The 20,418-nt window shown below is 66.6% G+C and carries 19 protein-coding genes; 9 read left to right on the plus strand and 10 right to left on the minus strand.

Annotation, left to right across the window (positions count from 1 at the left end):
- The first annotated feature begins 25 nt into the window (after positions 1-25).
- The 3 genes from prfA to ACQR1F_RS23465 all read left to right on the plus strand — a co-directional run bounded on the left by prfA (position 26) and on the right by ACQR1F_RS23465 (position 3,570).
- Entirely contained in the window at positions 26-1,111 is a 1,086-nt protein-coding gene (gene prfA, locus ACQR1F_RS23455; RefSeq protein ID WP_316179225.1) for a peptide chain release factor 1, read from the plus strand.
- A 193-nt stretch (positions 1,112-1,304) separates the two neighbouring features.
- Positions 1,305-2,192 (plus strand): peptide chain release factor N(5)-glutamine methyltransferase, encoded by an 888-nt coding sequence (prmC, locus tag ACQR1F_RS23460; RefSeq protein ID WP_434881362.1) that lies wholly within the window; start codon positions 1,305-1,307, stop codon positions 2,190-2,192.
- 550 nt (positions 2,193-2,742) lie between these two features.
- Complete coding sequence (locus tag ACQR1F_RS23465) at positions 2,743-3,570, plus strand: DUF4167 domain-containing protein (protein ID WP_315801739.1); 828 nt, start codon at positions 2,743-2,745, stop codon at positions 3,568-3,570.
- An 86-nt stretch (positions 3,571-3,656) separates the two neighbouring features.
- On the opposite strand, the gene ACQR1F_RS23470 is transcribed toward ACQR1F_RS23465, so the two are convergent.
- On the minus strand, positions 3,657-4,433 hold the full coding sequence (locus ACQR1F_RS23470) for a class I SAM-dependent methyltransferase (protein ID WP_315801740.1): 777 nt from the start codon (positions 4,431-4,433) through the stop codon (positions 3,657-3,659).
- 192 nt (positions 4,434-4,625) lie between these two features.
- Between ACQR1F_RS23470 and gloB the strand changes: the two genes are divergently transcribed.
- Both gloB and ACQR1F_RS23480 read left to right on the plus strand, forming a co-directional pair.
- Positions 4,626-5,393 (plus strand): hydroxyacylglutathione hydrolase, encoded by a 768-nt coding sequence (gloB, locus tag ACQR1F_RS23475; RefSeq protein WP_315801741.1) that lies wholly within the window; start codon positions 4,626-4,628, stop codon positions 5,391-5,393.
- Positions 5,394-5,404: 11 nt separating this feature from the next.
- Complete coding sequence (locus ACQR1F_RS23480) at positions 5,405-5,839, plus strand: cupin domain-containing protein (protein ID WP_316215284.1); 435 nt, start codon at positions 5,405-5,407, stop codon at positions 5,837-5,839.
- A 1-nt stretch (position 5,840) separates the two neighbouring features.
- Here ACQR1F_RS23480 and ACQR1F_RS23485 read toward each other — a convergent pair whose 3' ends face one another.
- The 4 genes from ACQR1F_RS23485 to ACQR1F_RS23500 all read right to left on the minus strand — a co-directional run bounded on the left by ACQR1F_RS23485 (position 5,841) and on the right by ACQR1F_RS23500 (position 11,276).
- On the minus strand, positions 5,841-7,850 hold the full coding sequence (locus ACQR1F_RS23485; RefSeq protein WP_315801743.1) for a putative bifunctional diguanylate cyclase/phosphodiesterase: 2,010 nt from the start codon (positions 7,848-7,850) through the stop codon (positions 5,841-5,843).
- 224 nt (positions 7,851-8,074) lie between these two features.
- A complete protein-coding gene (gene yddG, locus ACQR1F_RS23490) occupies positions 8,075-8,947 on the minus strand; it encodes an aromatic amino acid exporter YddG (RefSeq protein WP_316179217.1) in 873 nt (290 codons plus the stop codon).
- Between the two features lie 153 nt (positions 8,948-9,100).
- On the minus strand, positions 9,101-9,826 hold the full coding sequence (locus ACQR1F_RS23495; protein ID WP_316179215.1) for a beta-ketoacyl-ACP reductase: 726 nt from the start codon (positions 9,824-9,826) through the stop codon (positions 9,101-9,103).
- 271 nt (positions 9,827-10,097) lie between these two features.
- Positions 10,098-11,276 (minus strand): acetyl-CoA C-acetyltransferase, encoded by a 1,179-nt coding sequence (locus ACQR1F_RS23500; RefSeq protein WP_315801746.1) that lies wholly within the window; start codon positions 11,274-11,276, stop codon positions 10,098-10,100.
- Positions 11,277-11,659: 383 nt separating this feature from the next.
- On the opposite strand from ACQR1F_RS23500, the gene phaR reads away from it, so the two are divergent.
- Positions 11,660-12,259, plus strand: coding sequence for a polyhydroxyalkanoate synthesis repressor PhaR (gene phaR / locus ACQR1F_RS23505; RefSeq protein ID WP_257167926.1), 600 nt, complete (start codon positions 11,660-11,662; stop codon positions 12,257-12,259).
- Between the two features lie 39 nt (positions 12,260-12,298).
- On the opposite strand, the gene ACQR1F_RS23510 is transcribed toward phaR, so the two are convergent.
- Positions 12,299-13,966: a bifunctional diguanylate cyclase/phosphodiesterase gene (locus tag ACQR1F_RS23510; protein WP_316179424.1), complete on the minus strand. Its 1,668-nt coding sequence runs from the start codon at positions 13,964-13,966 to the stop codon at positions 12,299-12,301.
- 367 nt (positions 13,967-14,333) lie between these two features.
- On the opposite strand from ACQR1F_RS23510, the gene ACQR1F_RS23515 reads away from it, so the two are divergent.
- Entirely contained in the window at positions 14,334-14,555 is a 222-nt protein-coding gene (locus tag ACQR1F_RS23515) for a hypothetical protein (protein WP_315801747.1), read from the plus strand.
- A gap of 17 nt (positions 14,556-14,572) precedes the next feature.
- On the opposite strand, the gene ACQR1F_RS23520 is transcribed toward ACQR1F_RS23515, so the two are convergent.
- From ACQR1F_RS23520 to mtgA, 3 genes are all read right to left on the minus strand, one after another.
- The gene (locus tag ACQR1F_RS23520) at positions 14,573-15,298 is read right to left on the minus strand and encodes a hypothetical protein (RefSeq protein ID WP_434913954.1); all 726 of its coding nucleotides are present in this window, start codon (positions 15,296-15,298) and stop codon (positions 14,573-14,575) included.
- Between the two features lie 188 nt (positions 15,299-15,486).
- Positions 15,487-15,669 carry a 50S ribosomal protein L32 gene (gene rpmF, locus ACQR1F_RS23525; RefSeq protein WP_006610266.1) on the minus strand — a complete coding sequence of 61 codons (183 nt, stop codon included), beginning with the start codon at positions 15,667-15,669 and terminating at the stop codon, positions 15,487-15,489.
- A gap of 168 nt (positions 15,670-15,837) precedes the next feature.
- Positions 15,838-16,509, minus strand: a complete 672-nt coding sequence (gene mtgA, locus ACQR1F_RS23530; protein ID WP_434913955.1) for a monofunctional biosynthetic peptidoglycan transglycosylase — start codon at positions 16,507-16,509, stop codon at positions 15,838-15,840.
- Between the two features lie 185 nt (positions 16,510-16,694).
- Between mtgA and ACQR1F_RS23535 the strand changes: the two genes are divergently transcribed.
- Both ACQR1F_RS23535 and ACQR1F_RS23540 read left to right on the plus strand, forming a co-directional pair.
- The gene (locus ACQR1F_RS23535; RefSeq protein WP_434913956.1) at positions 16,695-17,615 is read left to right on the plus strand and encodes a polyprenyl synthetase family protein; all 921 of its coding nucleotides are present in this window, start codon (positions 16,695-16,697) and stop codon (positions 17,613-17,615) included.
- Between the two features lie 9 nt (positions 17,616-17,624).
- Complete coding sequence (locus ACQR1F_RS23540; RefSeq protein ID WP_316238024.1) at positions 17,625-18,317, plus strand: DUF1345 domain-containing protein; 693 nt, start codon at positions 17,625-17,627, stop codon at positions 18,315-18,317.
- Here ACQR1F_RS23540 and ACQR1F_RS23545 read toward each other — a convergent pair whose 3' ends face one another.
- On the minus strand, positions 18,318-20,219 hold the full coding sequence (locus tag ACQR1F_RS23545; protein WP_434913957.1) for a caspase family protein: 1,902 nt from the start codon (positions 20,217-20,219) through the stop codon (positions 18,318-18,320).
- Positions 20,220-20,418 lie beyond the last annotated feature (199 nt).

Here is a 20,418-nt window from a genome sequence, read left to right on the forward strand (position 1 = left end):
GTTTGCTCCTAGATCAGATTGCAACATGTCGTCGCTTCCCGAAGCCAAACTCGATGTCCTGCTCGCGCATCACGCCTCGCTCGAGGCGGAGCTGCTCGGCCAGGTCAATTCCGACCGCTACGTGCAGATCACCCGCGAGCTCGCCGAGCTCAATCCGCTGATCGACGCGGTGAAGGCTTATCGTGCAGGAGTCAAAGAACTCGCCGACACCGAGGCGCTGATCGCCGATCCCGCCACCGATGCCGAGATGCGGGCGATGGCCGAGGCCGAGCGCGACGAGCTGATCGCGCGCCGCGGCGAGCTCGAGCAGAAGATCCGTGTCGCGCTGCTGCCCAAGGACGCGATGGACGACCGCAACGTCGTGCTCGAAATCCGCGCCGGCACCGGCGGCGACGAGGCCTCGTTGTTCGCCGGCGATCTGTTCCGCATGTACGAACGGTTCGCCGCCCTGCAGGGCTGGAAGGTCGAGGTGATCTCGGCGTCCGAAGGCACCGTCGGCGGCTACAAGGAGATCATCGCCGAGGTGCAGGGCCGCGGCGCCTTCGCCAAGCTGAAGTTCGAATCCGGCGTGCACCGGGTGCAGCGCGTGCCGGATACCGAGACGCAGGGCCGCATCCACACCTCGGCGGCGACGGTCGCCGTGCTGCCCGAGGTCGAGGATGTCGACGTCGACATCAAGCAGGACGATTTGCGCATCGAGACCATGCGCGCGCAGGGCGCCGGCGGCCAGCACGTCAACAAGACCGAATCGGCGATCCGCATCACCCACCTTCCGACCGGCATCGTGGTGATGATGCAGGACAGCCGCTCGCAGCATAAGAACCGCGCCTCGGCGATGAACATCCTGCGCTCGCGCATCTACGACGCCGAGCGGCAGAAGGTCGACGCCGCGCGCTCCGCCGACCGCAAGGAGAAGGTCGGCTCCGGCGACCGCTCGGAGCGCATCCGCACCTACAATTTCCCGCAGGGGCGCGTCACCGACCACCGCATCAACCTGACGCTCTACAAGCTGCCGCAGGTGATCGCGGGCGAAGCGCTGGGCGAACTGATCGACGCGCTGACGACGGAGCATCAGGCGGCACAGCTTGCCGCGCAGGGCGCTGCGGCGTGAGCGGCGCCTGCGCGCTGCCAACCGAAGCGCGACCGTGTTGCGGCACATCAGCTGTCGTCCCGGCGAACGCCGGGACCCATCACCACAGGCATCCGTGGCTGGCAAAGGCTGCAACTCCGACCTTCCGCCTCGCAACGGCACGGCGTATGGATCCCCGCGTTCGCGGGGATGACCCGTGGAGAGAGCGCTGGCGATGACCGAGATCATCGCCGGCGCAAACATCGACTCGGCGCGGCGCGCGGTTGCGGCCCGCTTTGCGGCCGCCGGTCTCGATTCGCCGGAGCTCGATGCGCGGCTGCTTCTGGGCCATGCGCTTCAGCTCGACCTCACCGGTCTCGTAATGCATGGCCAACGGCAGCTATCCCACGCGGATGCGCAGCGTCTGGAAGCGCTGGTGCAACGCCGGCTGGTCGGCGAGCCGGTGGCGCGCCTCCTCGGAGCCAAGGAGTTCTGGGGCCTGCCGCTGCAGCTCTCGGCGGATACGCTGGTGCCGCGGCCGGACACCGAGACCGTGGTCGAACTGGCACTCGAGCATCTCGCCGCCGGCGGCGCCCTGACACGCCCCTTGCGCATCGCCGATCTCGGTACCGGCTCCGGCGCGATCCTGCTGGCATTGCTGTCCGAGCTGCCACGGGCCCATGGCGTCGGCACCGACATCAGCGTCGGCGCGCTGGCCACCGCGCGGGACAATGCGCGCGCGCTCGGATTGGCCGACCGCGCCGGCTTCGTCGCCTGCTCCTATGCAGCAGCGCTGTCCGCTGGCTTCGACCTGATCGTGTCGAACCCGCCCTACATTCCGTCGTCCGAGATCAGCGAGCTCGACGTCGAGGTGCGCAGTCATGATCCGCTGCGCGCACTGGACGGAGGCAAGGACGGGCTCGACGCCTACCGCGCGCTGATCCCGCAGGCAGCGGCCCTGCTTCGGCCAGGCGGCGCTGTCATCGTGGAGGTCGGGCTTGGCCAGAGTGACGGCGTCGCTGCATTGATGGTGAGGGCTGGCCTGGCGGCCGATTCCTCGACGATCCGGGCCGATCTGGCCGGTATTCCCCGAACCGTCATGGGCCTAAAAAAGCTCCGGTAAAGGTCCGGGGATACGGAAAAAGCTCTTGGAATATCCCCCGGGAGCGACTACGTTCCATTCACAGCACCGGTGCAGGCCACGACGAGCGGTATTCACGGAACACCGCCGCGGTCAGATGCCAGAGAGCCACGCCGGGCGATAGGTTCCAGAACGCAGATCTGCTGAGCGCGAGAGCCGGATGGCTGCGCAGCCCGCGACTGCAAAGCGAACGAAAGCCTGACTTTGCACTTGAGGTCTTACGCTAAGCAAACTGGGTCGGTCGTGGCGCATCTCGCCGTGGCTGGCTGAATGACGTGGTTCGCCGGTCCTGTGGGCTGGCGGGTGGGGAACGCGTTTTGAACGCGCTTTTTTCGAGAGAATCGGCTGTCGATCACATCGGCATGGGTCGAACCGGCATGTCGGAACCGGCATGGGTCGGACGGGACCATTTGGACCGCGCGCGAGGCGTCCGAGCCCGACGAAGGTAATTCAATACGCTCTCGGTAATCCGATAACAATCAGTGCTCAGACAATCGGTGCTCCTAACGCAGGGTTGGAATAAAGGCAGGACATGAGAAACGGTCAGAACAACAAGCGGATGCGCAACCGGAACAGCGGTAACAACAATAATAACCGGCGCGGCCAGAATCCGCTGACCAGGGTGTTCGAGTCCAACGGGCCGGACATCAAGATCCGCGGCACAGCCTCTCATGTCGCCGAGAAATATGTCCAGCTTGCCCGCGACGCCCGCTCCTCGGGTGACCCCGTTGCCGCCGAAAATTACTACCAGCACGCCGAGCACTATTTCCGCCTGATTGCCGCCGCGCAGGAGCAGTTCCGCCAGAACCAGCCGCAGCAGCCGCGCAACACCGAGGACCTGACCGTCGACGACCTCGATGATGACGGCGAGAGCTTCTCGCATTTCGGCCAGGAGCCCGGCTTCGTTCCGGCCCAGCCGCAGCCTCAACCCCAGCCCTTCATGCGCGACCGCGAAGGCGGCCAGCGCGAGCGCGGCGACAACCAGCCCTATCAGCGCGAGCAGCAGCCGCGTGAGCATCGCGAAGCGCGTGAGCATCGCGAGCCGCGCGAACACCGCGAGCCGCGGGAGCACCGTGAACCGCGGGAGCATCGCGAGCGGGAGCCGCGCGAGCACCGCGAGCGTCCGCAGCCCGTCCAGTACCAGCCGCAGCCGCAACCCCAGCCCGTCATCGCCGACAGCGGCGTCGATCGGCTGCCGTCCTTCATCACCGGTCCGCAGCCGCAGATCGCCAATCCCCCGGCCGCCTTCGAGGGCGCTGCCGAGCGCTATCCGCGCCGCCGCCGGCGTCCGCATGGTCCGCGCACTGAAGCGGCCGCTGCTGCACCGGCGCCGAGCGAGGATCTCAATCCGGGCGAATAGCGATTACGCTCCATCATGACGAAACGGGTGGGCTCAGAGCCCACCCGTTTTTTTGTGCGGGAGGCGCGCAGGAGAACGGCCCGGGATCATCCCTCGCGCGACGGCGGACCGGCCTCGCGGCGACCGGAGCCACTGGATCCGGGGGCCGACGGCGACGGCGCCAGCACCGGTTCGAGCCGCGGGATCAGCCGGATGCGCTCGCGGCGCGCCGGGATCACCCGGTAGACCTGCTTGGTCGCCTCGACGATGTGGACACCGGCGAACGGCAGCGACAGCGCCGCGCCGACGCGCTCCCAGGCCATCGCCGATTTCAGGAACCAGCCGCCAACCGGGGGCATGAACAGCGCCTCGCCCCAGCCGGTCGGCGTGAACCAGGTCTGCCGCAGCAGCTGCGTGATCTGCGAGCGCGAATAAGGCCGGCCATGGCCGAACGGCGTGTTGTCGGTCCGCGTCCAGACGCCGCGCCGGTTCGGGATCACGATGATCATGCGTCCCGCCGGCGCCAGCACCCGCCACATCTCGCGCAGCAGCCCGGCCGGGTCGTCCGACATCTCCAGCGCATGCACGATCAGGATGCGGTCGACCGCCGCATCAGGCAGCGGCAGCGAGAATTCGTCCACCAGCGAGGCCAGCGTCGGCCGTGCCGTCGGCCATTTCAGCACCCCCTGGGCCGCCGGCATGAAGGCGATGCAGCGTTCGGAATCCTCGCGGAACAAGCCGAGATAGGGCGTGGGATAGCCGATGCCCAGCACCCGCTGCCCGGCCGCGCTCGGCCAGCGCGCGCGGATACCGCGGTTGATCAGGAGCCGCGCGACGATCCCGAGGCGACCCGAATAGAAATTTCGCAGATCGATCACGTCCATGACGTCAATGTATCATGCGGGCGCGCGCCGCCGCGCGCCCAATATTGCGTTGCGCCTCCAGCGTTAACGCCATATCTCTGCGCGGCACATCGGAGGCCGCCCGCAACGCCGCGCCCGGGCTCCGCCTCCACGACCTCTTGGCATCGCGAGCGCGACCATCGTGCCTCGCCCGGTCCCGCCGACGGAGACATCATGGCCGCCGACATCCGCGCCTTCACCTGCCTGTCCGACAATTTCGGCTATCTGATCCATGACCCTGCGACCGGTGCGACTGCCTCGATCGACGCCCCCGAGGCCGGACCGATCGTCCGGCAGTTGGACGCCGAAGGCTGGACGCTCACCGACATCCTGATCACGCATCATCATCACGACCACGTCGGCGGCGTCGCCGAGCTCAAGCAGAAATATGGCTGCCGGGTCGTCGCGCCGCACGACAAGACGACGGCGATCGCCAACGTCGATCTGCGAGTCGCCCATGGCGATGTCGTGAAGATCGGCGAATTGCTCGCGCGCGTGCTGGAAACGCCAGGCCATACGCTCGACCACGTCTCCTACGTGTTCGATGCCGACAAGGCGTTGTTTGCGGCCGACACGCTGTTCTCGGTCGGCTGCGGCCGCGTGTTCGAGGGCACCTATTCGATGATGTGGGACTCGCTGCTCAAGCTGCGCGCCCTGCCGGACGATTTCAGGCTGTATTGCGGCCACGAATACACCGCATCGAACGTCAAATTCGCCCTCACCGTCGACGGCGACAACGAGGCACTGAAAGCCCGCGCCGACGAGGTGGGACGGCTCCGTGCCGCCAACCGGCCGACCATCCCGTCGCTGCTCGGCGACGAAAAGAACACCAACGTGTTCCTGCGCGCCGACGATCCGGCCGTCGCGCTGCGGCTGCGCATGAAGGGCGCGAGCGCCGAGCAGGTGTTCGGCGAGTTGCGCGAGCGCAAGAACAAGTCGTAGGGCTGAGGACGATGGCTACGCTCTCGGCTGCCGACATCATCGCGCGTCTCGGTCTGCAGCCGCATCCGGAGGGCGGACATTTTCGCGAGACGTTTCGCGATCCGGCCGTCGACGCCTCCGGCCGCGCCGCATCGACGCTGATCTATTTCCTGCTTGCGCGCGGCGAGCGTTCGCATTGGCACCGGGTCGATGCAGTCGAGACCTGGCACTTCTATGCCGGGGCACCGCTGACCTTGCGGATCGCCGCCGAAGGCCAGGCGCTGCAAACGACGACGCTGGGCATCGACCTCGCAGCCGGCCAGCAACCGCAGGCGGTGGTGCCCGCCCATGCCTGGCAGGCCGCCGAGAGCAGCGGCGATTGGACGCTCGTCGGCTGCACGGTGGCGCCGGGCTTCATGTTCGAAGGATTCGAACTCGCGCCGCCCGGCTGGGAGCCGGAGGTCTGAGTCAGGCGCTCGCGCCGACGACCTTCGCGGCCGGCTCGGCGAAGCGCTCGCGCTCCTGGGCGAGGAAGCCGGAAACCGCATCGGCCGGCATCGGCTTGGCGAAGTAGTAGCCCTGGATGTAGTCCGCGCCCAGACGCCGCAGGCTGTCGAGCTGCTCCTTGGTCTCGACACCTTCGACTACGCACGAAATTTCCATGTCGGCGCAGAGGCCGGTCAGCGACTTGATGATCTTGTGGCTGATCGGATTGGCATTGACGTCGCTCACGAAACTGCGGTCGACCTTGAGCTTGTCGAGCGGCAGCCGGTGAACGTGGCTGAGCGACGAGTAGCCGGTGCCGAAATCGTCCAGCGAGATGCCGCAACCGATCGCCTTCAATGCCGCGATCGACTGCTCGGCGCGAGCGAAATCGAAGGTGACGGCGGTTTCGGTGATCTCGAACTCGATGCGGCGCGGCGGCACACCGCTGGCATGGATGACGGCCAGCAGCGGAAGAACGCCGTCCGGAGAACAGATGTCGTGTGCGGAGAGATTGAACGACACGCGAATGTCGTCCGGCCAGGTCCGCGCCGCGGCGAGCGCCTTGACCAGGAGACAACGCGTCAGGCTGCGGATGACGCCGATCCGCTCGGCGGCCGGGATGAAGCTCGCGGGCGACACCGTGCCCAGCTTGGGACTGTGCCAGCGCGCCAGGACCTCGAAGCCGGTGGTGCGTGCGTTCGTGGCGTCCATGATTGGCTGAAACGCCAGATCCATCTCGGCGTCGAAATCGGCCGTGCGCAACAGATGCTCGATCACGCTGCGGCTGCGGATCTCCGCCTCGAGCTCGGTCGAGAAGATGATGGCCTGGCCGCGGGCGCGACGCTTGGCGTGGTAGAGCGCATAATCGGCGCATTCGTACAGCGCATCCGCAACCATGGCCGAGCGCGGATACAGCGCAAAGCCGGTCGAGCACGACAGGCCCGTATGAGTCGTGTCGAACTGATAAGGCAGCTTGATGAGGTCGGTGATCTGCCGTCCGAGGTTGAGCAGATCGTCGTCCGTTGGATTGCCGGCGACCACCAGTCCGAACTCGTCGCCGCCGAGCCGGGCGAGATGGACCTGGCCGCCATGGCCGGCACAGGCGTCGCGGATGCGGCGCGCGGCCTCCATCAGCACGCGGTCGCCGACCGTATGCCCATAGGTGTCGTTGATCGGCTTGAAGCCGTCGAGATCGATGATGCCGACGGCAAGCCGCGTGCCGTCCCGCTCGGCCTCGGCGAAGGCTTGCGTGAGCTCCGAGAAGAAGCGACGGCGATTGGGCAGATCGGTCAGCGAATCCAGATTGGCGAGCCGGAAGTTTTCATCCGACAGCGCTTGCGTCGCGGCCTGCTCCGCGAGCAGCGATTTGCGGCTGGCAACCAGCGCAGCGAAATCGCGGTAGTAGATGAACAGCACCGTGACCATGGCGCCGGACACGAGCAGCTGATTGACAGCGATCGCCCGCAGCGCGTGAACGCCCGTGGACATGAAGAAGACGACATAGGGGACGATGACCACGAGGGTCACGATCAGCGCCGCGGAGCGCAGATGCATGAGGCAGAAGATGATGCCGATGACCGTGACCGCCATGTAGAACGCGACCTGCCCCTTGGCGAACGGATCGCCATAGGGAAACAACGCGAACGACCAGACGACGAACAGCGCTCCGATCGGACCGGCAATCCGGTTGGTGACACGGAGGTTGCGCAGCACCTCGGCGTCGCTGCTGGCGGACTCGCCCTGCCGCAGCCACCACAGCATGCGAACGCCGGTAATCGTCGACAGCAGCGCCGGCACTGAAATCGTCAGCCACGCCGGCGCCACCGGCAGGAACGTGTAGGCGAGCGCCAGACTATTGGTGATGAGAATGAAATAGAGCAGCGGCACCTGCTTGGAGAACGCCTGGAACTGCGCACGCGTCAGCTCGGGATTGTCGGCGGGAACGCGAAACAACTCCGCCGCGCGGGCCATGTAACGTCTCACGTCCGGCATTGCCGCCCCGTTGTCAGCACCATTTCGCAGGGACTATCGCTCAGGACGGGTAAAGGGCGGGTTAGGTGCAGAACGCGTCAAACTGTAATCGACGGTTGTGAGCTACCGGCCGGCGCGCTGGTTTTGCGCACGGTTAAGTGCGCATCAAGGATAACCGTCGGATTGGGCCGCCGAAGTTCGCATGCGAGGCCTGACTCCGCTCACCTCGCCCTTCACCCGAGCGCTCAGCGCTTGCGCAGAAGGAACATGTCCTTGGCCGCGACCAGACCGCCACCGGCGATCAGCAGCGCCGCCACGGCGATCGTCGCGCTCGGCCGCGCGTAGCCGGCAACGATCAGGAACGCCGTCGACAACAGCGGCGTCGCATAGGACGCCGCACCCAGCACCCGAATGTCGCCGCGCTTCATGCCGATGTCCCAGGCATAGAACGCAGCACCGACCGGACCGATGCCGAGACCGGCAACAGCGAGCCACTGCATCGGACCGTCAGGCCAGACCGTTCGCTCGACCGCAACATGGACCAGGGCCGCGAGAGCGGACGTCGCCAGGCAGAAGCCGGCGACGGCATCGGTCGGCACCGCCTTCAGACGGCGCGAGAGCACCGAATAGATCGCCCACACGAACGCCGCGACGAAGGCGGCCGCGAGCCCCGGCAACTGGCTCGCAGCGAAGCTCGCACCATTGCCGAGCAACAGCAGCGCGGTGCCGACGAGACCGATCCCGGCACCGATCACGTGATGAACCGCGAGCCGCTCGCCCGGCAGAAAGGCCGAGAACAGCACGATCAGCAGCGGCCAGAGATAGTTCAGCAGCCCGGCCTCGGCCGGTGGCGCGAAGCGCAGCGCCAGAAAATAAAGCGCGTGGTAGCCAAACAGCCCGCCCACGCCCACGACCCACGCCGCCACCGGCTGCCGCAGCACCTCCAGCCCGGCCGCTCGACGGATCAAACTGGCCAGGCCGACCGCACCGCCGATCGCGAAGGTCATTGCCGCCAGTTGGAAGGCGGGAATCGTGCCGGTCGCGACCGTCAACAAGGCGAGCAGCGACCACATCAGGATCGCGGTCAGACCGATCAGGGTCGCAGTGCGCTGGGACATCAGGCGGCAGGCTCCGTCACGGCCGGCTCATGCCGGCCACCCACGCCTGCGTCCGTGCGGGGAGCGTCCAAGACGTGAATGCCCGCGGCGAGCGCGGGCATCACGTTTTCCTTAGCCGCAGACGGCGGCCGGAGGCAACGCCGCCGGCGCAGATCACACCATGTACTGGCCGCCATTGACCGACAGCGTCGAGCCGGTGATGGCCCCTGCCTCGTCGGCCGCGAGGAACACCACAGCGCGCGCGATCTCCTCGGGCTCGCCGAGGCGCCCCACCGGAATCAGCGGCAGGATGGCTTTCTCGAGCACGTCCTTCGGCACCGCCTGCACCATCTCGGTGTTGATGTAGCCCGGGCAGATCACGTTGACGGTGATGCCGGCCTTGGCCGTCTCCAGCGCGAGCGCCTTGGTGAAGCCGATGTCGCCGGCCTTCGCCGCGGAGTAGTTGACCTGGCCGAACTGGCCCTTCTGGCCGTTGATCGAGGAGATGTTGATGATGCGGCCGAACTTGCGCGCGCGCATGCCCTCGATGACCGGGCGGGTCATGTTGAACAGCGAGCCGAGATTGGTGTTGATCACCGCGCTCCATTGCTCGAGCGTCATCTTGTGGAAGGCGGTGTCACGGGTGATGCCGGCATTGTTGATCAGGACATCGACGGGACCGAGATCGGCTTCGACCTTCTTGATGCCCTCACCGCAAGCCTCGAACGAGCTGACGTCCCATTTGTAGACGGGGATCTCGGTCTCGCTCTTGAACTTCTCCGCAGCGGCATCGTTGCCGCCGTAATTCGCCGCGACCTTATATCCCGCCGCCTTCAGCGCCTTGCTGATCGCCGCTCCGATACCGCGCGTTCCCCCCGTCACCAACGCCACACGTGCCATGTCGAATCCTTCCCTCGATGACTGATCGCACAGGACAACCTCTGGCTGCCACCGTGCCTACCGTTGTTATTGGATCATGAACCTCCGCGCGACCATCACCTTGCCGCACGACCATCCATGCTCGCTCAACTCCATTTTTTTAGTGGTCGATTATGCGACGTGTTTGACGGACATCAAGAACAAAACGCCCGGCGAGATCGCCGGGCGTTGATCTTTAGTTGAGCTGGACGCGATTGCGAAGGCTGAACGGTTCGCAGTCACTGCCGGCTTTTTAGTCGCGTGCGACGCACAGCGCGATGCCCATGCCGCCGCCGATGCACAGCGTCGCGAGGCCCTTCTTAGCGTCGCGCTTCTGCATCTCATGCAGCAGGGTCACGAGCACGCGCGCGCCGGATGCGCCGATCGGATGGCCGATCGCGATCGCGCCGCCGTTGACGTTGACCTTGGCCGGATCCCAGCCGAGGTCCTTGTTCACGGCACAAGCCTGCGCGGCGAACGCCTCGTTGGCTTCGATCAGGTCGAGGTCGGCGATGTTCCAACCGGCCTTCTTCAGCGCCGTGCGCGACGCCGGGATCGGGCCGGTGCCCATGACCTTCGGATCGACGCCGGCCTGGCCCCAGGACACGATCCGCGCGAGCGGGGTCTTGCCTTCCTTGGCCGCCTGCTTGGCGGTCATCAGCACCACGGCCGCTGCGCCGTCATTGATGCCCGACGCGTTGCCGGCTGTGACCGTGCCGTCCTTCTCGAAGGCCGCGCGCAACTTGGCCATGGCCTCGATCGTCGCGCCATGACGCGGATATTCGTCGGTGTCGACCACAGTGTCGCCCTTGCGGCTCTTCACCGTCACGGGCGCGATCTCGTCCTTGAACCTGCCGGCCTTCTGAGCCGCCTCGGCCTTGTTCTGCGATGCAACGGCGAACTCGTCCTGCTGCGCACGCGTGATCTGATATTGCTTCGCAACGTTCTCGGCGGTGTTGCCCATGTGATAGCCATTGAAGGCGTCCCACAGGCCGTCCTTGATCATCGTGTCGACCAGATCGAGCGAGCCCATCTTCACGCCGGCGCGCAGATATTGCGCATGCGCCGCCATGCTCATCGACTCCTGGCCGCCGGCGACCACGATGTCGGAGTCGCCATTGACGAGCGCCTGATAGCCGAGCGCAACGGAGCGCAGGCCGGAGCCGCACAGCTGGTTGATGCCCCAGGCCGGGCTCTCGACTGGAATGCCGGCGGCGATCGAGGCCTGGCGCGCCGGGTTCTGGCCCTGCGCCGCAGTCAGGATCTGGCCCATGATGACCTCCGAGACGCGGCCGGGCTCGACACCGGCGCGCTCCAGCGCGGCCTTGATGGCCACCGCACCCAGCTCATGGGCCGGGACACTGGCGAAGGCACCGTTGAAACTTCCAACCGCGGTGCGGGCGGCGCTGACGATGACGACATCGTCTGACATGAGCATCTCCTGGGGTTCTTGATCTTGGACGTGGAAACGAGGGCTTGAGAGATCGGGCGTATTTGAAATCAAACCGAATTTCTTCGTTCACGGTCGCGCCGGCCGTCCGCAAGCCTCGGATTGGCAGATGCGCAACCTTCGCACTTCATCCTGTTAACGTCGTTGCGACATGTCAATTGGCGGCATCAGCGATTCCTGTTGCAGCGCATTCAAATTGGCACGCTTGGCGGTTTCGTGAGCAGGAATTCTGCTGCGGGATTAACCGTTCCGCACAAAACCGTAGCCGAACTCGCCCGAAAGTGATTACGTTATTGCATTGCGTAGCTCTTCGCCCTGCGGCGACGCCGCCGGGTTCCCTGTTCTCGGTTTGCATGTGTGAGCTCATGGCGAAATCTGACCAACCCACCACGATCAAGAAATACGCGAACCGGCGGCTCTACAATACCGGGACGAGTACCTACGTGACCCTCGAAGATCTGGCCTCGATGGTTAAGAACGGGGAGGATTTCCTGGTCTACGACGCCAAGACCGGCGACGACATCACCCGGTCCGTGCTCGCCCAGATCATCTTCGAGCAGGAGAACAAGGCGGGACAGAACCTGCTGCCGACCACATTCCTGCGCCAGTTGATCCGCTTCTACGGCGACAGCATGCAGATGGTGGTACCCAAATACCTGGAGCAGTCGATCGACACGCTGACCAAGGAGCAGGAGAAGTTCCGCAAGCAGATCGCCGACACCTTCAGCGGGACGCCTTTCGCGCCGCTCGAGGAGCAGGTGCGCCGCAACATGGAGCTGTTCCAGCAGACCTTCTCGATGTTCAAGCCGTTCGCGCCTGGTGCGGTCCGCGCCGAGGAGAAGGCCGCCGAGCCCGCTGCTGCCGCCGCCGACGACAACATCGACGAACTGCGCCGCCAGATGAAGGAAATGCAGGACCGGCTCGACCGCATGTCGGAGCCAAAGAAAGACGAGCAGCAAGGCTGACGCTTGCCGCTTGATCCGCGATTGGAGGCCGGCGGCTGATCAGCTCGCCGCCGGCAATTCTGCCCTGCCGTGCTCGATCCACGGCCGATCGACCGAGGCGAGGCCGATCACGCGGCCCTGGATGTAATCGCAGCCCCAGTCGCGCAGCAGCGCGACCGACGCCTCGTCCTGCACCCATTCCGCGACCGTCTTGATCTGCAGCCGTCGCGCCAGCTCGACCAGCGTCTGGACGAAGGCGCGGTCGTCAGCCGAGCGCACGAGATTCTGCACGAAGGCGCCGTCGATCTTGACGATGTCGACGCCGAGCTTGCGCAGATTGCGGAACGAGGTGTGCCCGGCGCCGAAATCATCGATGGCGATTCGGCTGCCGAGATCCTTCAGCCGCGTCACGAAGCCGCGAAGATCGTCGACGTCCTGGATCTCGACCGTCTCGGTGATCTCGACGATCAGCCGTTCGGCGACCCCAGGATGGGCGCGCATCATGGACTCGATCGAGGCCCACCAGTCCGGATCCATGGTGGTCTCAGGCGAGATGTTGAGGCTCAGGGTGACGTCGGGCGTGCTCGCGAGCTCAGCCACCACCAGCTCCAGAATGCGGTGATCGACCAGACGGATCAATCCGAGCCGTTCGGCGACCGGGACGACGTCCGGCGCCAGCAAGGCCCGGCCGTCATCCTGGCGCATCCGCACCAGGCATTCATAGAAGGCGGGCGCAAGCGTGTTGGCATTCACCACCGGCTCGAACGCCGTGACGATGCGCCGCTCATTGAGCGCCGTCACGATCTCGTCGGTGACGCGGATGTTGACCTTGCGCTGCGCGTCGCGCTCCACGTTCGGCCGCCAGGTCGAGAACGATCCGATGCGGCGGCGCTTGGCGGCGTCGAGCGTCTCATGGGCGCGGTTGACCGCTTCCTCGACCGAGCGGGCGTGACGGGGAACGCTCACTGCGCCGATCGTCGCGGTGACGGCGACCGGACCTGACTTGGTCGGCACCACCTCGTCGCGCACGGTCGCGAGAAAGCGCTCGGCGGCGGTGGTCATGTCGTCCATCGTACAGTTCTTCAGGATCAACCCGAACTTGTTGCCCGAGAACCGCCCGAGCGTGTCGCCACCACGGAGCCGGCCCCGGATGCGCTGCGCGATCTCCAGCACGACGCCGTCGGCGACGTCGAAGCCGAAGGCGTCGTTGATGCGCGCGAGATGATCGATGCCGACCAGCATGAAGGCGCAGGAGAAGCGGAACCGCTGCGCCTCCTCGATCACCTCGGCAAGCGTCGCCAGCAGATGCGTCCGGTTCAGCTCGCCGGTCAGCGGATCGTGCCGTGACAGCTTGAGCAGTTGCTCCTCGCGGGCGTGGCGCTCGTTGTTGATCCGGACGATGCCCTGGGCGCGGGCCGGCCGCCCGTCGGAGCCTGCGAACCAGCAGCCGGTTTCCTCGACCCAGATCAGTGGCGCCCCGGCGTGGGTGCGCACGCCATATTCGATCCGGTACGGCGTGCCGCTGGCGCCGTATAGCGGTGCCGTCTGGAGCATGATCTCAGTGCGGATGCCGCGGTCCGGCTCGATCAGCTTGCTGAACTCGGCCCCATTGCAGAGCTGCGGCAACGGAACATCGGCAAACACCGCCCCGACGTGATCGCTCCAGACGATCACGTCGCTTGCCAGGTCCCAGACGAAGGCGGCTTGGCCCAGGGACGCCAGGATCATCGCGGTCTGTGGCAATTCGGATGTCAAGGTCGCCTCGTTTCGGCACAGGCCGGCAGGACCGGCGCTGATTTGGGAACGGCCGACGCGTACCCGCGCGAGAGGCGGCGGCCGACTTCGCGAATCAGACTACGCATCTCTGGTTAACGGAGAGCATGCCGAGGCGACGAGCGCGTGTCCGAGACACGTCAACCATGTTTGGAACATGCAGCGCCCAGCGACGCTTGGGACGGCATTGCTTTTGCGAGATCGAGGGGCGAAAGGTACCGGCGTCCCAGAACGTGACAATCGCGCCGGCGATGGTTGGACAATGTTAACGATTGATCAGGACGGCGGTCGCCTGAACGGGTTGGAGGAGACCTCCCGCTCGGTGACGCTGCTGCCGAGCGATGCGAGCCATGACCGTCGCGCGCGGATCATTCGCGCAGCCCGCCCCGATGCCGGCTTCGTGACCCATCTGATCGCGACCGCCGAGCAGCTGCCGCAGACCCGCACGCTCAGGCGCGCGGCCGCTGCCGACGTCCACAGTGCCTATGCGGCGAGGCTTCAGCCGGTCACGCGTGCCGGCGGCCGGACCCGAGAAATGATCTAAGCGCGCGCTCCTGCGTCTCAGGGCTTCGGCGTGTCGGGTTTGGCCGGCTCTGGAGCGTCAGGTGCAGCGGTCTCGGTCTCCTTTGCCTCCGCGACCCAGCCAGTCGTCGGCGCGGGAGCCGGCCGGGGGACCGAGCGATCGAGCAGCACGGACTCGGCGACCGAAGCAGCCGCCGGCACGGCATCGCTCCGCTCTTCAACGGCGGGCGCGGCAGCATCCGCCTTCTGAACCTCCGCCTGCTCAACCTCCACCTTGGTCGGTTCCTTGACCGTTTCTCTGGCCGGCTCTTCGATCGGCTCAGGCTCCGGATCAGGCACGGTCGCTTCGACGGGAGCCGGCATGGGTGCGGGGGCTGCGACGACGGCGCGGGCGGCGCGCTTGGTGCGCAGCGAGACTCCGCCGAAGAAGTCGACCATCGCCAGCAGGGTCAGCAGCAGGAAGGTCGAGTTCCCGAACTTCTGCCACATCGCGAATTCGGCGGCGGCGCCGCCGAAGACCAGCAACGACAGCAGGTGGTCGGTGAGATATTTGCCGTTCGGCTTCGCCGCCTTGATGATCTCAAGCAGCAGCAGCAGCACGCCCAGGGCCAGCAGCATGTCGCCGAGCGAGATCGTCCAGAGCTCGCCGGACGGAAGCTGAAGGCGCAGCAGCGTCTCGCTGAAGGCGACCCCCGGCATCAGGAAGACGATCATGTTGTAGATCGCCAGCGGGATCAGCAGCAGCGGGAAACCGACCATGGACATCGGTTGAAGCCTTGGATGGCGCGGGCGGCGGCCCGGCGCAAAATCAATCGGTGCGAAGATGATGACAGCGAGACGGGATCACGCGGCACAGATACGCAACGGTCCCGGCGAATCACGTCGCACGGGACCGCTTTCAACCCCATCGATGGCCGAATTCGGGCAGCTTGGAAAGCGGCCCGCCCGGACAATCAGGCGTCTTTCTTCTTCAGGACCTGGCGGCCCTTGTACATGCCGGTCTTCAGGTCCAAGTGGTGCGGACGACGCAGCTCGCCGGAATCCTTGTCCTCGACATAGGTCGGCTTCTTGATCGCGTCAGCTGAGCGGCGCATGCCGCGGCGCGACGGCGAAGTTTTTCTTCTGGGGACGGCCATATCGGTATCCTCTAGGGTATTTTTGCAAGGCATCGTCCGCAAAGGACGGCTGCAGCCATGAAGCTGGCGAGCCCGGATGCCGATCAAGGCCGCGCTTATAGAGGAAGGGGTGCGGCATGGCTAGGGCTCTCCGAGGCATTTTTGGCCAAAATTGCGCCCGCTCGGACCTTACCGCCGCTCCCCCCAGCAGGTCTGCAGGCCGGAGGACTGCGCCCGCATCATATAGGTTGCGGACAGCCGTCTCACGCCGGGGCCGGGCGTGCGGGCACTGCGCCGGACCGGGTTCGGCAGGATCGAGGCCATCAGCGCCGCCTCGCGCGGGCCGAGCCCCGCGGCCGAGCGGTTGAAGGCGTAATTCGCGCCGGCTTCGGCGCCGAACTGGCCGGACGGGCCGAGCTCGGCGATGTTGAGGTAGATTTCGAGGATGCGCCGCTTGCCGAGGACGAGGTCGATCCACAGCGCCAGCGGCAGTTCCAGCGCCTTGCGGACGTAGCTGCGGCCCTGCCAGAGGAACAGGTTCTTGGCGACCTGCTGGGTGATGGTCGAGCCGCCGCGGCTGACCTCGCCGTCCTCGGCGTCGTCCATGACCTCGCGCAGCGCGCCCCAGTCGATGCCGTGGTGGCTGCAGAATTTGGCATCCTCCGCGGCGACCACCGAGCGCGGCAGATACGGCGACATCGCCGAGAGGTCGATCCAGTGCCGCGTCACGGGCTGCCCCGTCACCGTCCGCCACAGCATCAGGGTCGAGACCGGGTGGCCCACGGCATAGAACGGCGTCAGCGCGTAGGGCACGAGCAGCACCAGCACGACGACCACGAGGAGGGTTCTGACGGTACGCAAGGGCAGGCGTCGCTCGGTTGGGACCGCCGCGGATGCGGCCAGTTGGCCGGGATTATCCGACATCTCCATGAGGTTTCCTGCTTTTTTCCGCCGTTGCGGCCGAAAGCCGCCGCCGCCCCGGCAATTGACGAAGTCGCCGCCATCAACGATTGTCCGGCGAATTTCGCCCCTGGAGCTCTTGTTAAATGACTGCGACGGCCACCGACTTCACCCAACGCCTGGACAAGACCGCGGAAGAGACCGAGGCCCTGCTCGGCGAGCTCCTCGGCGATGCGCCGCTGGCGGACGAGATCATCAGGCCGAAGCGGCTGATCGAGTCGATGCGCTATTCGAGCCTCAACGGCGGCAAGCGGCTGCGCCCGTTCCTGGTGGTCGAGAGCGCGGCTGTATTCGGCGTCCCGCGCAAGGGCGCGCTGCTGGCCGGCGCTGCGCTCGAATGCATCCACTGCTACTCGCTCATTCACGACGACCTGCCGGCGATGGACAATTCCGACCTGCGGCGCGGGCGTCCGACCCTGCACAAGGTCTATGACGACGCCACCGCGATCCTGGCCGGCGACGCGCTGCTGACCATCGCCTTCGACATCATCACCCGCGACGAGATCCATCCCGATGCCGGCGTCCGCCTCGCTTTGACCCGGGCGCTGGCCCGCTGCGCCGGTGTCGGCGGCATGGCCGGCGGCCAGATCCTCGACCTCGCCGGCGAGGGCCGGTTCGGCGACAGCGGCCCGGTCGACGTCGCCCGCGTTCAGCAGATGAAGACCGGCGCCCTGCTCCGCTTCGGCTGCATCGCCGGCGCCCTGCTCGGCCAGGCCTCGGCGGCCGAGTACCAGGCGCTCGACGATTACGGCCGCGCGCTTGGCGAAGCCTTCCAGATCGCCGACGACCTGCTCGACGTCGAGGGCGATGCCGCGACGCTCGGCAAGCCGGCCGGCGCCGACGCCGAGCTCGGCAAGACCACCTTCGTCACCCAGCTCGGCATCGAGGGCGCCAGGCAGCGCGTCCGCGACCTGCTCGCCCGCGGCGACGCCGCGCTGTCGATCTTCGGCGCCAAGGGCGATGTGCTGCGCGCCGCCGCCCACTTCGTCGCCGAGCGCAAGAGCTGAGGCGGGGCGTTGGCCGGGGTCCATCCTGACGATCCGGACCTCGCCCGCTTTGCAAGGCTGCCGGCTGCGCTGCGCGTCATCTATGCGCGGCCGCGCACCTTCATCGCGCTGGGCATCGCGATCGTCGCGTTCTTCCTGCTGCCGCCGGCACTCCGCCTGATCACGCGGCTGCTGATCGGCTGGGACATCTTCACCACGATCTACCTCGTGCTGGTCGCGGTGATGATGCTGCGCAGCGAGCATCAGCACATCCGCCGCAAGGCGATCATGCAGGACGACGGCCGCTTCGTGATCCTGCTGGTCACGGCGCTCGGCGCCTTCGCCAGCATCGCCGCGATCGTGCTCGAACTCGGCGCCTCAAAGCGCGATGCTCCGGCGCTGACGCTGGCGCTGCTCACCGTCTCGCTGTCCTGGGCCGCGGTGCATGCGACCTTCGCCCTGCACTACGCCCATGATTATTACCGCGGCGCCAAGCCTGGGGGCCTGCAATTCCCCAGCGGCGACAAAGACGAGCACGCCGACTACTGGGACTTCGTCTACTTCTCCTTCATCATCGGCATGACCGCCCAGGTCTCCGACGTCGGCATCACCGACAAGATCATCCGCCGCACCGCGACCGTCCACGGCATCATCTCGTTCGTCTACAACACCGCGCTGGTCGCCCTGATGGTCAACATCGCCGCCAGCGCGATCTCCTCCTGATCAGTTGCATACCTCGACGCTGGCATTGTTGGCCGGCCCGCCGCCGCCGCGATATTCGAGCCGGCAGCCGGGCCGGACGGTGCGGCACAGATAGGCGTCGCAATAGATCTGCCCGCCCGACTTCGCGGGCCGGGCCGCCTGCGTCTGCGGCTTGGTGTAGCCCGGGGCCGCCCCGATGCCGAGACCGCCTGCACCTCCGATCCCCACCCCGACGCCCGTACCGGGAGCCGGCATCGGCAGGCCGGCGTCCGGTGCCGCACGGCCGCGGCGGCGCGACGGCACATCCTCGTCGCCGCTGCTGTCGCGCTTGGCGACCGGCTTCCGGTCGCGCCGCTTCTCGCATTCATTGTCGTCGTTGACGAACGAGCCTTCGGCACAGACGATGCGGGTGCAGTGGTCGCCGTCAGGCTTGGTGCCATGCTGGCAGACCAGTGGGCACACCCGCGCCTGCTTGAGCTTGATCGCCTGGAGCGCATCGGCCGAGGCCGCCTGGGTGTCGAGCTTGGTGCCGGCATAGCGGTTGAACTGCGACAGCGAGCGGCGCGAGGCCGAGCCCCAGTCGCCATCGGCATCCTCGGTGAGGCAGCCGACCCGGCGCAGCTCGAGCTGCACCGACTTGGCGAGATCGGCGGGCTGCGCGGCCGGGGTGAGCGAGGCGACCTGGCCCTGCTGCGGTGCTGTGGCCGCGGGCGGGCCGGGCGAGGTCGCTGCGCGCGGATTGTCGACCGCGGCGAGCTGCTGCTCACCGCGCTTCTTCTCGGCTTCGGCCGCCTGCTGCTGCGCGACCTGAGTGGCCTTTTCTGCAGCCAGACGTGCCTGCTCGGCCGCCTTGGCCTCGGCCTCCGCCTTGGCGAGCGTCTCCTTGCGGGCTCCCTCGGCAACGAGCCGCGCCCGCTCGGCCTCGGTCGCGCGGGCTTTCTCGGCGGCGACCACGCGGTTCTCCTCGGCGGTAAGCTTTTCGAGCTGCAGCTTGGCGAGGCTCGCATAGAAGCCGTCGGGGTACTGCGCCAGGAAAGCGTTCAGCGCGCCCTTATTGCCCACCTGCATCGCGAGCTCGTAGTCACGCCGGATGTCGGCCTGAGGGTTCGGCGGCGGCGTCACCGGCATCTGCGTCACGACGCGCGGCACGCCGGGGACCAGCGGCACGTCCTCGCCGCCGAGCGAGCCGTACACGAACGGTTCCTGGCGGTTTGCGGTCGCTTTCAAAACCTCGTCGCGGACGAAGCCGAACGCCTTGCGGACGTCGAGGCCGGGCGTCGCGATGTGCCGCGACAGCGCCAGCGTGAATGGCGAGTTCTTGCCGTCGCCGTCCTGCGCCGTCGAACCAGCCTTGGCGGAATAGGCGATCAGCGTGTTCGGGCTGGTCGGCTCGACCTTGGCGAGGCCGCGGCCGAGGCTGCGGGTCGCCACCGTCCGCTGCATGTTGCGGGTGAACGGGTTGTCACGGCAGGCATCGAGAATGACGAGGCGCAGCTTCTTCGCCGGCTCGACGGCAACCAGAATGCGGTCGAGCGACAGCGTCTCGTCGTAGACATCGGTGTCGCGCTCGAGCCGGGCGTCGATCGGGATCAGATAGTTCGACCCTTCGACCTCCATGCCGTGGCCGGCGTAGTAGACCACCGCGATATCGGCATCGCGGGCGGCATCGGCGAAATCGCGCAGTGCCCGGCGCGTCTCCCGCGCGGTGAGATCGCGCCGGTAATCGACGACATCGAAGCCCGCGCTCTTGAAGGTCGCCGTCATGACCGCGCCGTCATTGACCGGGTTCGTCAGTTGCGGCACGTTCTGATAGGCGGAGTTGCCGATGACGAGCGCCACCCGCTTCTCCGCCATTGCCGGGTGGCCGGCCAGCAGCAGCGCTGCCGCCACGAGAAAACCGCCCAATCGAACTGACCACGACATCGTATCTACCCCATAGCCCTGGGAAACATGCTCGGTCTGCTAGCAGATTGCGGCCGTTCGGCTTGTGACCGGGATCACGCAAGGTTCGGTCCGGGGACATCCCGCCTGGGCCACGATATTTCTGTCGACGGAGCATCATCCGCAGTTCATGGCTTGCCAAGCCCCGTTTTGCATCGAAAATGCGATCCTTGTTTGTCCG

It is taken from the genome of Bradyrhizobium sp. HKCCYLS3013 (genome assembly GCF_051167615.1).
Taxonomy (GTDB): domain Bacteria; phylum Pseudomonadota; class Alphaproteobacteria; order Rhizobiales; family Xanthobacteraceae; genus Bradyrhizobium.

Excerpts from the sequence above, each read along its gene's own strand:
- rpmF (WP_006610266.1), bottom strand. The coding sequence starts at position 15,669 with ATGGCCGTCCCCAGAAGAAAAACTTCGCCGTCGCGCCGCGGCATGCGC.
- ACQR1F_RS23545 (WP_434913957.1), bottom strand. The coding sequence starts at position 20,219 with ATGTCGTGGTCAGTTCGATTGGGCGGTTTTCTCGTGGCGGCAGCGCTG.
- phaR (WP_257167926.1), top strand. The coding sequence starts at position 11,660 with ATGGCGAAATCTGACCAACCCACCACGATCAAGAAATACGCGAACCGG.
- ACQR1F_RS23495 (WP_316179215.1), bottom strand. The coding sequence starts at position 9,826 with ATGGCACGTGTGGCGTTGGTGACGGGGGGAACGCGCGGTATCGGAGCG.
- ACQR1F_RS23465 (WP_315801739.1), top strand. The coding sequence starts at position 2,743 with ATGAGAAACGGTCAGAACAACAAGCGGATGCGCAACCGGAACAGCGGT.
- ACQR1F_RS23470 (WP_315801740.1), bottom strand. The coding sequence starts at position 4,433 with ATGGACGTGATCGATCTGCGAAATTTCTATTCGGGTCGCCTCGGGATC.
- ACQR1F_RS23485 (WP_315801743.1), bottom strand. The coding sequence starts at position 7,850 with ATGCCGGACGTGAGACGTTACATGGCCCGCGCGGCGGAGTTGTTTCGC.
- ACQR1F_RS23500 (WP_315801746.1), bottom strand. The coding sequence starts at position 11,276 with ATGTCAGACGATGTCGTCATCGTCAGCGCCGCCCGCACCGCGGTTGGA.
- ACQR1F_RS23535 (WP_434913956.1), top strand. The coding sequence starts at position 16,695 with ATGACTGCGACGGCCACCGACTTCACCCAACGCCTGGACAAGACCGCG.
- prmC (WP_434881362.1), top strand. The coding sequence starts at position 1,305 with ATGACCGAGATCATCGCCGGCGCAAACATCGACTCGGCGCGGCGCGCG.
- prfA (WP_316179225.1), top strand. The coding sequence starts at position 26 with ATGTCGTCGCTTCCCGAAGCCAAACTCGATGTCCTGCTCGCGCATCAC.
- ACQR1F_RS23480 (WP_316215284.1), top strand. The coding sequence starts at position 5,405 with ATGGCTACGCTCTCGGCTGCCGACATCATCGCGCGTCTCGGTCTGCAG.
- yddG (WP_316179217.1), bottom strand. The coding sequence starts at position 8,947 with ATGTCCCAGCGCACTGCGACCCTGATCGGTCTGACCGCGATCCTGATG.
- ACQR1F_RS23510 (WP_316179424.1), bottom strand. The coding sequence starts at position 13,966 with ATGATCCTGGCGTCCCTGGGCCAAGCCGCCTTCGTCTGGGACCTGGCA.
- ACQR1F_RS23520 (WP_434913954.1), bottom strand. The coding sequence starts at position 15,298 with ATGTCCATGGTCGGTTTCCCGCTGCTGCTGATCCCGCTGGCGATCTAC.
- gloB (WP_315801741.1), top strand. The coding sequence starts at position 4,626 with ATGGCCGCCGACATCCGCGCCTTCACCTGCCTGTCCGACAATTTCGGC.